We start from the raw sequence: 12,650 nt of genomic DNA on the forward strand, positions 1-12,650 counted from the left end.
TGTTATTGAACATAAAATGAAGCAAGCTGCCATTTTTTACTTGCCAAAACTAATAACATTAGTTATTATAAAACTAACGATATTAGTTTATGGGAGCGGTGAATCTTATGATGCGTATGAAAAGAGAATTGACTTTGGCGCAACTGACATTTTTTCCTAGGTTATTTCCGGTAAATTGTTATTTGATTGAGGAAGAAGACGGTTTAACGCTTATCGATGCCGCGCTTTCGGTAAGTTTGAAGGGGATTCTGCAAGCGGCTCGGCTCATCGGGAAGCCGATCGTGCGCATCGCGCTGACGCATGCTCACGGGGATCACGTAGGGGCGCTTGACGGACTGAAGCGCCAGCTGCCGGACGCGCCGGTTCTGATCTCGGTCCGCGACGCACGGTTAATGCGCGCGGATTCTTCCTTGGATCCGGGCGAGCCTCAACGGCCGATCCGCGGCGGCCTGCCGAAGAAGCTGCAAACCCGTCCCGATGTTCTGCTGAAGGATGGCGACCGGATCGGTTCGCTGACGGCCGTCTCCGTACCGGGGCATACGCCTGGCTCGATGGCCTTCTACGACGAACGCACCGGCTTTCTGATCGCCGGGGACGCGATGCAAACAAGAGGCGGAATTGCGGTATCGGGCCAGATGGTGCCTTGGTTTCCTTTTCCGGCGATGGCTACGTGGGATAAACAAACGGCGCTGGACAGCGTCCGGAAGCTGCGCGAGCTGCAGCCCTCGATGCTGGCGGTCGGTCACGGCGATCTGCTGCCGAACCCGCTTCAGGCGATAGACCGCGCGATTGCCCAAGCCGAACTGCGATTAAACGGAAAACCCGCACAAAGGAGCGTTTAGCATGTCACCGAGAATGGGATTGGATTTACCGGCTATTTTACAGGCAGCCACCGAAATCGCTGATCAGCAGGGGCTGGAGAACGTCAGTTTGGCCGGGCTTGCGAACAAGCTGGACGTTCGCTCTCCATCGCTTTACAACCATGTGAACGGGCTTCCCGGTTTGCGCAAGAAGATGGCCGTGTACGGCATCGGGCTGCTCACGGCCGACATGAGGCACGCTGCCGTCGGCCGGTCCGGCGACGAGGCGCTGCGCGCCATTGCCCGCGCCTACGTGAGCTTCGTGAGGAAGCATCCGGGCTTGTATGAGGCGACGCTGCGGGCGCCGGAGGCTGACGATGAGGACCACCGCCGCGAATCGGAGGCGCTTGTCGCCCTGGTCGTCCGTGTGCTTGACGTGTACGAATATCAGGGGGAGGACGTTTATTACGTCGTCCGCTGCTTTCGCAGTATGCTGCACGGCTTTGCCTCCCTGGAGCAGCAGGGCGGCTTCGGGATGCCGCTTGGCTTGGACGATACGCTCGAGCTGCTGATCGATGCGTTTCTGGCCGGCATGCGGGTGTTGAAGCAGCAGCGGGTTAGCGGTCTGACGAAACCCGATGCATGGAGCGAGAGAGCGGGGGATACGCGATGACTTTTATCGGATTCCTGTTTTTGTTCAGTGTGGTCTGCGGAATTTTAGATGCGAAAGCACGCAAGGGGGGATGGTAAGATGTTTGCCGGACATTTTGGATTGGCTGCCGCGGTGAAGGCGAAGACGCCTGAAGTACCGTTGTGGGCATTAGTCGTAAGCACGCAGCTGCTGGACGTCGTCTTCGTCCCTTTGTTTCTGGCGGGGGTGGAAACGATGGAGCCGGTCGGGGCGGGAGGCTACGGAGAAAGCATCATTCATGCCGATTATTCGCACTCCTTGCTGGGAGCGCTGCTCATCAGCCTGCTGGCCGGCTGGATCGGCGGCCGCTTATGGGGGCGGCGAGGAGGTCTCGTTATTGCCGCCGTAGCGTTCAGTCACTGGCTGCTCGACCTGGCGGTGCACCGGACGGATATGCCGATATTGCCCGGCAATACCGGAGATTTGCCGCTGCTCGGATTCGGCTTGTGGACCTCGGCATCGGCCAGTATCGCCGTTGAGGCGATCCTGCTTGCCGTCGGCTTCTTCTTATACACGCGCTCTATAGTAGGCGCGAAGGGAGTGAAGTCGAACCGCGGAATAAGGTTTGCCGCGATTGGAACGATGGGGGGGCTGCTCGTTTTGTCGCTGCTGGCGGATGTGCTGGGGATCGGTTGACAGGCTGATTTTGTAACTTTTTCCTGGCGGCTTGCGTTAGTTAGGTGAACGTACCGATAGGAGGAAACAAGCTCATGTGGAAAAAGCGCTGCTGCTTGCCGCTTCGCTGCTGCTGCCGCTAACGTGCGCTCCTGCAGAGGCGGCTAAAGTCAGGCCGCTCATAGGCAAAGCCTCCAAAGCCGGTTGCGGATGACGCGACGGTGATGGGGGCTGCTGTTCGTAAGCCCGAACCACCCGGGCAAGGGGAAGCAAGCTATTCCTTCGCAGGCTTGCAGGAGTCGGGCCGTCTGGTGTCGAAAGCAAATGCGAAGCAATTTCCTGTATAAACAAGAGACGGAGTGAGACATGATGTTAACCAACCTCAAAACCCAATTGCAGGAGCCTGCCGTCCGGGAGCTCCTGGAGTATTCGATATTTCCCGATCCCGACCTGCTGGAGCAAGTCGTCGGCGAGTACGAGCGAAGTGAGGAACTCGAGCTGTATGGCTATGAAGAACAGGGGGAACTGGTCGGCATTGTCGGTTTTACGGTGTCGGATCGGAACGAGATGGAAATTAAACATCTAGCCGTTCACCCCGACGCGCGCGGGCGCGGTTACGGCAGGGGACAAATACTAGAACTGCTCGCGCTCAAAAAACCGGCCCGTATCGTAGCGGAGACCGATGAGGAAGCGGTAAATTTTTATCGGAATATCGGGTTCACCGTGATCGGATTGGGGGAAAAATATCCTGGGATCGAACGGTACCGCTGTGAATACGAGGCCGAAATCGACGAATAACCGGTCCTAATCACGCGTAAGGGGGAGTGGTTGTCATGTGGCAATGGGTCGCCATGATCAGCATGACCGCGGATCATATCGGTTACGTTTTTTATCCGGATGACCCGTTATGGCGGGTTGTCGGAAGGATGGCTTTTCCCGTTTATGCGTATTTGCTCGTTCAAGGCTACCTGCATACGCGCAGCGTCTGGCGCTATTTGCTGCGTCTGTTGTTTATTTTCGCCGTCGCGCAAATTCCTTATATGGCTTTGTTAAAGACGCTGGAGATGAATGTCGTCGGCACGCTGTTGATTAGCTTGACGGTTCTCTGGGCGATCGACAAGCTTTCATGGGGGTTGAAGACGGCCGTAATCGCGGCTGCCGCGGGTCTGCTCCTATGGATTCCGTTCGATTATGGGGTGTACGGGCTTATCCTCGTGCTCGTGTACCGGTATGTCCGCACGTATTGGGCCGTTGCCGCACATGCCGTCTTGACGCTAATCCTGTATGCGGGCGTTCCTATCCAAATGTTCAGCGTATTGGCGACGCTGCTTTTATATGCCGGGGCATTGCCGATAAGCCGTCAGGTGCCGGCTTGGCTGTGGCGCAGTTTTTATCCCTTGCATTTAGGGATACTGTTCATTTGGTTCACGCTTCAGATCAATTAGCGGCATAAATTATTAATCGAATTAAATAGATAGAAGGGGCATCCCTGGGAGTGTCCTTTTTTGACAAGTCCATGATATGATAGAGCACATGAAGACGGGGCCGGAAGCGGGAAAGGCGGTGAGCGCGTGAATAATGGAACGGCCTGTGCCGGGCAATGTCCGCTTTGCGGAGCGGATAACGGGTGCAGTTACGTGCAGGGGAAGCCGATCGAAGCGTGCTGGTGCTGGAAGGCGCTGGTCCCCAAGACGCTGCTGGAACGGATCCCGGACGAGCGAAAGGGGAAGGCGTGCGTTTGCAGGCCATGCGTGAACGCCGGCGAGAGCGCTGAACGAAACGTGCAGGGCTGATTTTCGGGCAGCTTTCGATATAATGGAAATACTTACATCATAGTCTAGTCGTACAAGGAGGCGAAATCTATCGAGACGTTGCTGATCGGGAGCATTTGTTCGGCGCTGTCGACCGGATTAGGCGCGTTACCGATCTTATTTTTCAAAAAGCTGACCCACCGTTGGCGGGATTTGCTTCTCGCCTTTACGGCGGGCGTGATGGTGTCCGCTTCGATGTTCGGTTTAATCCCTCAGGCGCTTGACGTTTCCAACACGTTCGTCGTTTCCGTCGGCGTCATGATGGGGGTAACGATCTTAAGCTTAATGGAGAAGTTCATTCCTCACATCGATGTGGAGCGTCCGCAGAAGGTCATTTCGGATAAAGCGTTCTTGGTGGTGGCGGCATTATTCCTGCACAATATACCCGAGGGTCTTTCGGTGGGGGTCAGCTACGCGCACGTGAACCCCGAGCTCGGCGCTATCGTGGCGATCGGAATCGGGCTGCAAAACATGCCGGAGGGGCTGCTCGTCGCCTTGTTTTTGAGCTATCAGGAGATTAGCCGTTGGAAGGCGTTTCTGGTGGCGACGCTGACCGGTGTTGTCGAGATTTTTGCCGCGCTGCTCGGTTACGGAATGACCCATTACGTGCAAGGGCTGGTCCCTTACGGTCTGTCGTTTGCCGCGGGTGCCATGATGTTTATCGTATACAAAGAGCTGATTCCGGAAAGCCATGGCGACGGGAACGAGCGGATTTCCACGTTTTCTTTCATCTTCGGGCTGCTCGCCATGATTGTCCTGATGGACCTCTTTAGTTAATTGACCGATCACTCCTGGACGAAAGGAACTACCGTATGATAACGATCAAAACACATCTGGAACGTATGTTTGATCATGTGCATTGGGCCAACCTGCGCATCCTCGCAGCGCTGCAGGCCTCCGATGGCAAACCGGATAAAGCCGTCAGGCTGTTCGCCCATATTTTGGGCGCCGAGAACGTATGGTTGACCCGGATGAACGGGGAAGACGGCGGATCGTTTCCGATCTGGCCGGAGGCCGATTTGGCGGAGTGCGGGCGTATGGCGGAAGCGAATCGGGCCGGGTATGCACGATTGTTCGAACGCTTGAACGAGAGCGACTTGTCCGAAGCGACGACGTACCGGAACACGAAAGGCGACGTTTTTCAGACGGTGCTGGCCGATATTTTAACGCATGTGTCCATGCACGGCAGCTATCATCGCGGTCAAGTGAACGCGCTGCTGCGCGCCGAAGGCTTCGAGCCGGCCAATACGGATTACATTACGTTCGTCCGGTAATGCGGCGATAATTTCCTGTTCAAGAAGGTGCGGTATGTTAGCCTATAACATTTGTTTTATTCGAAGAAGCGATGAAATTTTACTGCTAAACCGGAATAAGCCCTCCTGGATGGGCAGATGGAACGGCGTAGGCGGGAAGGTCGAGAACGGCGAGACGCCGCGGGCTTCCGTCCTGCGGGAAGTATATGAGGAGACCGGCATCCGGCTGGATACGGTTCGCTTCAAAGGGATCGTCACTTGGCTGGTGGACGGCCGGCATTACGGCGGCATGTATTTGTATACGGCCGAGCTGGAAGCGGCTTACCCCTATGAAACGCCGATCAAGACGGAAGAAGGCATCCTGGACTGGAAGAAGATCGATTGGATCCTCGACCCGAACAACGAAGGGGTCGCGTCCAATCTCCCGCGGTTTATTCCGTTGATGCTTCAGGAGGACGGCTGCTACGATCATCATTGCCTCTTTATGAACGGTGCGATGACCGGCGTCGTGTCCAGACCGATCGCCGCCGCCACGGAGACCGATGCGGCGCTGCTGGCAGGCGCCAGGGAGAAAGCGGAGCTCACCCCATAACGTAATGCGATTTACACCCCGCAACCTGCGCCTGCGGCTATGTTGCGGGGTGTTTGCTTGATCCGGACAAAAACAGAACGTAGCCGGGAATATGCAAACGGGGGAAGATCGAATGTCGCGCGGGTAAACCGAAATCCATGGACTGGATATTAACTAAAAATTAATGCAAGAGAAGCTGAAAAACGTAAAGTATGCTATACTGAGACTAGGTGCTTCATAAAAAATTTATAATTCGAGCGACCTACTATATCAGACATCGAATGTGAGGAGAACATGGGGGAACTACAGCTTGCGATTCGTCATTATGGCATTCAAACGGCGCGGCGGTTGCCGTTATTTTTATGTTCAGTTTGGATCGTATTTTTAGTCGAGCTTCTGAGCCGGGGCAAGTGGGGCGATACGTTCGGCTGGACGTTCCTGGCGATTCCGAAACTGACGCTGAACGCCTTGGTCGTGTTGGGGCTGTTGCTGCTGCTCAGCGCGCTTACGAACAGTGTCCGGCTTTCGTTCTGGCTGGTGGCCACCGTCTGTCTGGCGTTCAGTCTCATCAGCGGGATCAAGCTGGAAATTCTCGGCGTCCCGTTCCTGCCCTGGGATCTGCTGCTTACGAGCGAAACGAAGGACATGACACCTTATATCGGCGGCCTGTTCAATTTTACGGTGATATCAGGAGTTGTCGTGTTTATTGCAGTCAGCCTGTTGTTACTTTATAAGCTGCCGCGAGTCGCCGTGAAATTGAAATGGAAGCACCGTACGACGATGGGGTTGTTCTCCGCGCTTCTGCTGGTTTCGATCTATAACGACGGAGCCATTTCCTTGAAGAAACTGGCCAATATAGAAAACCTGGCCTGGGATCAAACGGAAAATGTGAAGACGAACGGCTTTCTGTTGTCGACGATCATGAATTTAAAGTTTTTGAACTTGAAGGAGCCGTCCGGCTATAACGATCAAAGCATCCGCTCGATTGCTTCGTCCGTCCCCCCGGCGGTACCGGTTGCAGGGGATGTGAAGCCGAACATCATTGTCGTCCTCAGCGAATCGTTCTGGGATGCGACGCAAGTGAAAGGCTTGACGTTCAGTCAAGACCCGATTCCCTTTTATCACGCGCTGAGCGCTAAATATTCGAGCGGAACGATGCTTTCTCCGCAATACGGGGGCGGTACGGCCAATGTCGAATTCGAGGTATTGACGGGCAATTCGATGCGCTTCCTGCCGCAAGGTTCGATTCCATATAATCAGTATGTCGATAAAGGCATCGATTCCATGGCCAGCATATTGAAGCGTCAAGGGTACGACACGACGGCGATTAATCCATTCCATAGCTGGTTTTATAACAGCAAGAAGGTGTATGAGAACTTCGGTTTCTCGAAGTACATCTCGCAGGAGTTTTTTGAACCCGACTATGAAGGTCCTTATTTGTCCGACCGCTCCGTGGCGAAGTATATTATCGAATCCGGGGAGAAGACGCCGGGGCCCGATTTTATTTTTGCCAATACGATGCAGAATCATTACCATTACTACCCCGGTAAATTCAAGGAGAATACAATCGAGGTGACCGGCGTGACCGGCGAAGCGAAGGGTCTCTTCGAAACGCTGGCCCAAGGCTTGCAAGGAGCGGACAACATGCTGAAGCAGCTGGTCACGTACTACGAGCAGAAACAGGAGCCGACCATTATCGTATTTTTCGGCGATCATTTGCCAAGCCTCGGCGAAAATTATAAAGCTTATAAAGATAGCGGCTACCTGCAAGAGAACGACCCGGATTTTCTGAATAAAATGTACCGTGTCCCGGTGCTCGTATGGAACAACTACTTGCCTCAGCATCAGGACAAGCTGGACATGAGTCCTTCGTTCCTCAGTTCATACGTATTGAAGCTGGCTGAGCGCCCAGGCACTTATTACACGGATTTTTTATATCAGCTTTCGCAAAAGTCGCCCGTCATCCCGCCGAAAAACATGTACGCGGCGATGGGGATCGATGAGAATGCGCTGCAAAGCTATGAGAAGCTGCAATACGATATTATGTTCGGCAAACAATATGGATACGGCGATTGGGCCGGGACGATCAAGGACCCGAATTACGTATTAGGGCCCGGCAAGCTCGAGATCGAGGACATCCAAGTCCAGGCCTCCGGCGACGATCAGGTTGTGAAGGTGTCAGGGCAAAACCTGCCGCACAATGGCGTCGTGCTTATCAACGGTCAACCGGCTGTCACCGAATGCAAGAAGCTTGGCGAATTAACAGCGGTCGTAACGCCGGAAGCTGCCGGTTCGCAGGAGTTCAATATCGAAATCGTGGTGAAAGATTCCAAGGATATCGTGGTCGCCACCTCCAATAAAGTCGCCTATTCGGCGAATGCGGCAAATGCGGCAAATGAGGTGAAGTAGCCATTCGTACAAACACCCCTTAAGTCAGGCGATGGGATTTACCGCCAGGTAGGTCTAAGCCACTGCCAAGGGGTGTTTTTCTGTTGACGGTACACGTTCCTCCACGCGTACCAACGGTTCGCTAAATCAGCAGGTTTCGGCTATACTGAACAGGGAACCCTTATCAGTTAGGAGAGAATAGATGTGGAATATTCAGCCCAAGATGTTGCGGATTGGATGCTCGCCAAGGTCAAGAATGCGGGCATTTTATATCAAAGCGACGCCGTTAACCATATTGTCAGCCACTTCGGAGAATCCTATATTTATGTGAATGAGAACGGAAATACGTCCATTTCCAAAGAGGTCAAAAAATTATTCAAGAAACTCCATGGCGGCCGGGTTGCCTGGGATCGGGACGGCTTCTTCTGGGGATGGACATGAAGATCATTGATTTATCCGTACCCTTATATACGGGCATGCCTGTTTTTCCCGGCGATCCGGAAGTACGTGTTGCCGTGGTGCAAACCTATGAAACGCATGCGTGGGAATTGCGGCAGCTCATCCTCGGTTCGCATACGGGTACGCACGTTGACGCCTTTTCTCATATGCATGCAGGTCTGGAAACGTTAGATGAAATACCGCTGGAACGTTTTTTTGGCAGGGCTCGGGTTGTCGATCCCCGGCAACCGGATTGGCCCAGAGACAGAGGATTGTTGTTTATAGATGAGGTCGGAATAGAAGCAGCCGGTAAAATCATCGGGTTGAATCCGGGATTTGTAGGCGGGAATCTAACGGAAGAGTTAGAGAGAGCTCTACTCGGCGAGAGAATCATCACGTACACGGATTTAATTCATTTGGACCGGCTGCCGAAGGAAACAGACTTTATGTTTTTTGGAGTGCCCTTAAAGATTAAGGGCGGGGATGGTTCGCCGGTCAGGGCTTTTGCTATTTTGGAAGACGAGTCTCCCGGGATTTCATTGAAAGAAACGCCATGAACGGTTAAAATGAACGGGGAAGCTACTAGCTGCGTACAGCGCAAATAGGATCGGAGTATGGATGGATGAAGAAGTTTAAGAAGTTTTATATCGAAATTACAAGCGTCTGTAATTTGGCTTGCAGCTTTTGTCCGCAAACGAAGCGGCAAGCCAATTTTATTAAAATCGAAGATTTCAAAAAAACGCTCGATCAAGTTCGGCCTCATACGGATTATATTTATTTTCATTTAAAAGGCGAGCCGCTGCTTCATCCCAAGATCGATGAACTGCTCGATATCAGCCATGAAAAAGGGTTTAAAGTCAATATTACGACCAACGGGACATTGCTCCATAAAGCCGGACCTAAAATCATGATGAAACCGGCGCTTCGTCAGATGAACTTCTCGCTGCATAGCTTTGACGGACATGCCGGCTCCACCGACAAGGAAGGCTACATTTCCAGTGTTTTGTCCTTTGTAAAGGAAGCGGTACAGAAAACCGGCATGATCATCTCATTGAGGCTATGGAATCTCGATACGGACAATGCAACGAACCAGCAAAGAAACCGAAATCGCGAAATTCTGGAAATCATCGAACGCGAATTTCATCTGCCCTACAGAATCGAAGAAAAATTCGTGCGAGGCAGCGGATTGAAAATTGCCGACCGTATTTATTTGAATCAGGATCATGAATTTCAATGGCCCGATCTCAAGGCGCCGGAAATAGAGGGAAGCGGATTCTGTCATGCGCTTCGGAACCAGGCGGGTATACTTGTGGACGGAACGGTAGTGCCTTGCTGTCTGGACGGAGAGGGCGTTATTAATTTAGGAAATATTCACCGGACGCCGTTCTCCGAGATCGTGGAGGGAGAACGGGCGAACAATCTGTATAACGGTTTCTCCAGAAGAGAAGCGGTTGAGGAATTATGCAGGAAGTGCGGGTATCGCACAAGATTCAGCGTGTAATCGTTTCGAAGGCTTGGTCAGAACGCTGCTGCTGTGGCGATCTGACCAGCCTTTTTTTGCTTTGCGGTGCAAGAATGTCGACAGCTGACCGTTCACTGGAAACGAAATTGTACTGCAAGTGCGGTTCATATCTGCTAGGATAACGTTAAAAGGGTACGCAGGGGGGCATGAAGCGATGCTGCAGCTATTCGTCGATATGATCGAGCGGGTCGGCTTTCTGATAGCGCTCGCATTTGCCTTTTCCCGCGGCCGCTGGATGCGCAGCTATATGAGCTATCAAGGGGACAAGACGTATCAATGGCGGTTTCTTGTTTTTTTCACCGCCTATGCGGTTATCGGAACGTACTCTGGTGTGACCGTCTCCAATTATACGTATCAACCGGCCCCGTGGATCGGCGAGGTTTCCCCGACAGCGGCCATTGCCAATTCCCGGACCGTGGGCGTTGTCATTGCCGGCTTGCTTGGAGGGGTGAAGAGCGGACTGATCGTCGGTATCGCTGCCGGCGTGCATCGTTACAGCCTGGGCGGATTCGTAGCGGTCGCCTGTATGGTTGCTCCTATCCTTCAAGGCGTGTTGGCGGGGCTTTGCCGCAATGCGTTCAAGAGGCGCTTCCGCAAGGTAGCGTCGGTCCAGCTCGCCTTCGTCGTCGGATTCATGGCCGAGTCGCTGCAGATGGGGCTCATTTTATTGCTGGCTAAGCCATGGGAAGAAGCGGTCGGCTTGGTATCGCTCATCGGATTTCCGCAAACGTTCGCTAACAGCGTCGGGGTTGCGCTTTATTTTGTGCTGTACAATACGATGGAGCGGGAAGAGGACCGTATCGGCGCGGAGCATGCCCACCGAGCGCTGCAAATCGCCGATATGACGATGCCGCTCTGGCGGCTGGAGTTCGAGAAGGCGGTTCAGGAAATCGCCAAGGTGTTGAATGAAGAGACGAAAGCGGTTGGCGCGTTTTTCACCAAGAACGGTTCCGATTGGGTGATGGAAGGAAGAAAGACGAAGTTTTGCATCGACCTGTTCGTTGGCATTCCCAATCAGCGGCCGATCGGACAGTTCCGGTTGTATTTTGAACGGGAGCAGGATGACAATCCATCCCGCCGGCGTATGCTGACTTCCCTGGCCGGACTATTGTCCCAGCAGTATGCGTTTGTCGAATCGGAGAGGCAGGCGCAGCTTCTTGCGGAAGCCGAGATTCGCTCGCTGCAGGCCCAGATGAATCCGCATTTTCTGTTTAACGCGCTGAACACGGTCAAATCGTTCATTCGCACCAAACCGGAAGAGGCGCGTCAGATGGTGATGCATCTGTCGAAATTTTTACGCAAAAATATGAGCAACGGCAACCAAAGAATGGTTACGATTCGCGACGAATATGAATTGGTAATGTCCTATCTGAGTCTGATTAAAGCGCGTCTCGGGGATCAGCTGGAGTTTTACGCCGATATTGACGAACGCGTACTGGATCATCACATTCCTCCGTTTACGATTCAGCCTCTCGTCGAGAACGCTATCGTGCATGGGATCAAGGGCATCGAGAGGACCGGCGTGATCCGGCTCATCGTGAAGGAGGAGCCGGAAAGCGGCGAGAGGCATGCGCGAATTACGGTCGAGGATAACGGAGTAGGCTTGACCTTCATCCGGGAGGACGGGCAGGAAGATCATACAGGCATGGCTTTGCGTAATATCGAACAGCGTCTGAGCTATCATTACGGGAAAGTGCGGCCGCTTGAAATCGAGAGCAGTCCGGGGGAAGGAACGAAAATTACTTTTTGGGTGAGGTGAGGGATCCATGGGTTGGAATATCGTAATTGCCGATGATGAAGCACCGGCAAGGGAAGAGCTTGTATATTTGTTGGAGCAGCTCGCTGACGTGGACCGGGTGACTCAGGCGAACAGCGGCATGGATGCGATTAAGAAAGTGAAGGAACAAGCCCCGGATGTCCTGTTCCTCGACATGGACATGCCGGACTTGAACGGGCTTCAAGTGGCGGAAATCGTCGGCGAGCTGAATTCGCAGGTGAAGATCGTCTTCTCCACCGCCTATGACCAATATGCCGTCGATGCGTTCAAGGTGCGGGCTTTTCACTATATGCTCAAGCCATTCGACGAAGATGACTTGGACAGCGTCTTCCGGGAGCTGCGCAAAACGCGGACGGGAACGGGGACGAAAGCCCCAGCCATCCCGCCGGCCGGAAATTCGTGCGTCAAGCTGGCGCTCGAAATGGAAGAAGGCATTAAGTATGTGTCCCCGAAGGACATCATCTATATTAGCAAGGAGGGCAAGTATGTCCAGGTTCATATTCGCGATAAAGCCTATCACGTTACGTACACGTTGGTAGAGCTGGAACAGAAGCTGGAGCCGTTCGGTTTCTTCCGCTGCCATAAGAGCTATCTCGTCAATCTGGCCGCCATCGCCGAGCTGAAAACGTGGGTCAACGGGGCCTACAATCTGCTGATGGACGATGAGGCGCGAAGCACGATACCCGTCAGCCGCAATTATGTGAAAGCGCTGCGTTTGAAACTTGAAATTTAACATCATAGATGACAAATTCGGCATGATGCGCTTCAGGCGTATCGCGAAGAC

General features: G+C 53.3%; 15 protein-coding genes. All 15 read left to right on the top strand.

Annotated elements, in window-relative coordinates:
* Positions 1-110 precede the first annotated feature (110 nt).
* The 15 genes from JMF85_RS15725 (at position 111) to JMF85_RS15795 (ending at position 12,599) form a co-directional block, all read left to right on the top strand.
* The gene (locus JMF85_RS15725) at positions 111-842 is read left to right on the top strand and encodes an MBL fold metallo-hydrolase (protein ID WP_201318506.1); all 732 of its coding nucleotides are present in this window, start codon (positions 111-113) and stop codon (positions 840-842) included.
* A gap of 1 nt (position 843) precedes the next feature.
* A complete protein-coding gene (locus JMF85_RS15730) occupies positions 844-1,473 on the top strand; it encodes a TetR/AcrR family transcriptional regulator (RefSeq protein WP_201318480.1) in 630 nt (209 codons plus the stop codon).
* Positions 1,474-1,551: 78 nt separating this feature from the next.
* Complete coding sequence (locus JMF85_RS15735) at positions 1,552-2,127, top strand: permease (RefSeq protein ID WP_201318481.1); 576 nt, start codon at positions 1,552-1,554, stop codon at positions 2,125-2,127.
* A gap of 348 nt (positions 2,128-2,475) precedes the next feature.
* Entirely contained in the window at positions 2,476-2,904 is a 429-nt protein-coding gene (locus tag JMF85_RS15740; protein ID WP_201318507.1) for a GNAT family N-acetyltransferase, read from the top strand.
* Between the two features lie 35 nt (positions 2,905-2,939).
* On the top strand, positions 2,940-3,551 hold the full coding sequence (locus tag JMF85_RS15745) for a TraX family protein (RefSeq protein WP_127604411.1): 612 nt from the start codon (positions 2,940-2,942) through the stop codon (positions 3,549-3,551).
* 126 nt (positions 3,552-3,677) lie between these two features.
* A complete protein-coding gene (locus JMF85_RS15750; protein WP_201318482.1) occupies positions 3,678-3,899 on the top strand; it encodes a cysteine-rich CWC family protein in 222 nt (73 codons plus the stop codon).
* A gap of 69 nt (positions 3,900-3,968) precedes the next feature.
* Positions 3,969-4,694 carry a ZIP family metal transporter gene (locus JMF85_RS15755; protein ID WP_127604407.1) on the top strand — a complete coding sequence of 242 codons (726 nt, stop codon included), beginning with the start codon at positions 3,969-3,971 and terminating at the stop codon, positions 4,692-4,694.
* Between the two features lie 35 nt (positions 4,695-4,729).
* On the top strand, positions 4,730-5,191 hold the full coding sequence (locus JMF85_RS15760) for a DinB family protein (RefSeq protein WP_054795828.1): 462 nt from the start codon (positions 4,730-4,732) through the stop codon (positions 5,189-5,191).
* A 34-nt stretch (positions 5,192-5,225) separates the two neighbouring features.
* The gene (locus JMF85_RS15765; RefSeq protein WP_054795829.1) at positions 5,226-5,762 is read left to right on the top strand and encodes an NUDIX hydrolase; all 537 of its coding nucleotides are present in this window, start codon (positions 5,226-5,228) and stop codon (positions 5,760-5,762) included.
* Between the two features lie 273 nt (positions 5,763-6,035).
* A complete protein-coding gene (locus tag JMF85_RS15770; protein ID WP_201318483.1) occupies positions 6,036-8,150 on the top strand; it encodes an LTA synthase family protein in 2,115 nt (704 codons plus the stop codon).
* A gap of 183 nt (positions 8,151-8,333) precedes the next feature.
* A complete protein-coding gene (locus JMF85_RS15775) occupies positions 8,334-8,570 on the top strand; it encodes a DUF6953 family protein (RefSeq protein ID WP_164751699.1) in 237 nt (78 codons plus the stop codon).
* Positions 8,567-9,124: a cyclase family protein gene (locus JMF85_RS15780; RefSeq protein ID WP_141333927.1), complete on the top strand. Its 558-nt coding sequence runs from the start codon at positions 8,567-8,569 to the stop codon at positions 9,122-9,124. The genes JMF85_RS15775 and JMF85_RS15780 overlap by 4 nt, the downstream gene beginning before the upstream one ends.
* 65 nt (positions 9,125-9,189) lie before the next feature.
* Complete coding sequence (locus JMF85_RS15785; protein WP_201318484.1) at positions 9,190-10,068, top strand: radical SAM/SPASM domain-containing protein; 879 nt, start codon at positions 9,190-9,192, stop codon at positions 10,066-10,068.
* A gap of 175 nt (positions 10,069-10,243) precedes the next feature.
* Positions 10,244-11,848, top strand: a complete 1,605-nt coding sequence (locus JMF85_RS15790; RefSeq protein WP_201318485.1) for a LytS/YhcK type 5TM receptor domain-containing protein — start codon at positions 10,244-10,246, stop codon at positions 11,846-11,848.
* Between the two features lie 7 nt (positions 11,849-11,855).
* Positions 11,856-12,599: a LytR/AlgR family response regulator transcription factor gene (locus tag JMF85_RS15795; RefSeq protein WP_054795830.1), complete on the top strand. Its 744-nt coding sequence runs from the start codon at positions 11,856-11,858 to the stop codon at positions 12,597-12,599.
* Positions 12,600-12,650 lie beyond the last annotated feature (51 nt).

Source organism: Paenibacillus sp. EPM92 (assembly GCF_016586185.1).
Lineage (GTDB): Bacteria > Bacillota > Bacilli > Paenibacillales > NBRC-103111 > Paenibacillus_G > Paenibacillus_G validus.

Bases quoted from the DNA above. Each gene is read 5' to 3' on its own strand.
- JMF85_RS15795 (WP_054795830.1), top strand. From the start codon at position 11,856: ATGGGTTGGAATATCGTAATTGCCGATGATGAAGCACCGGCAAGGGAA.
- JMF85_RS15760 (WP_054795828.1), top strand. From the start codon at position 4,730: ATGATAACGATCAAAACACATCTGGAACGTATGTTTGATCATGTGCAT.
- JMF85_RS15740 (WP_201318507.1), top strand. From the start codon at position 2,476: ATGTTAACCAACCTCAAAACCCAATTGCAGGAGCCTGCCGTCCGGGAG.
- JMF85_RS15725 (WP_201318506.1), top strand. From the start codon at position 111: ATGCGTATGAAAAGAGAATTGACTTTGGCGCAACTGACATTTTTTCCT.
- JMF85_RS15780 (WP_141333927.1), top strand. From the start codon at position 8,567: ATGAAGATCATTGATTTATCCGTACCCTTATATACGGGCATGCCTGTT.
- JMF85_RS15730 (WP_201318480.1), top strand. From the start codon at position 844: ATGTCACCGAGAATGGGATTGGATTTACCGGCTATTTTACAGGCAGCC.
- JMF85_RS15790 (WP_201318485.1), top strand. From the start codon at position 10,244: ATGCTGCAGCTATTCGTCGATATGATCGAGCGGGTCGGCTTTCTGATA.
- JMF85_RS15735 (WP_201318481.1), top strand. From the start codon at position 1,552: ATGTTTGCCGGACATTTTGGATTGGCTGCCGCGGTGAAGGCGAAGACG.
- JMF85_RS15765 (WP_054795829.1), top strand. From the start codon at position 5,226: ATGTTAGCCTATAACATTTGTTTTATTCGAAGAAGCGATGAAATTTTA.
- JMF85_RS15745 (WP_127604411.1), top strand. From the start codon at position 2,940: ATGTGGCAATGGGTCGCCATGATCAGCATGACCGCGGATCATATCGGT.
- JMF85_RS15770 (WP_201318483.1), top strand. From the start codon at position 6,036: ATGGGGGAACTACAGCTTGCGATTCGTCATTATGGCATTCAAACGGCG.
- JMF85_RS15785 (WP_201318484.1), top strand. From the start codon at position 9,190: ATGAAGAAGTTTAAGAAGTTTTATATCGAAATTACAAGCGTCTGTAAT.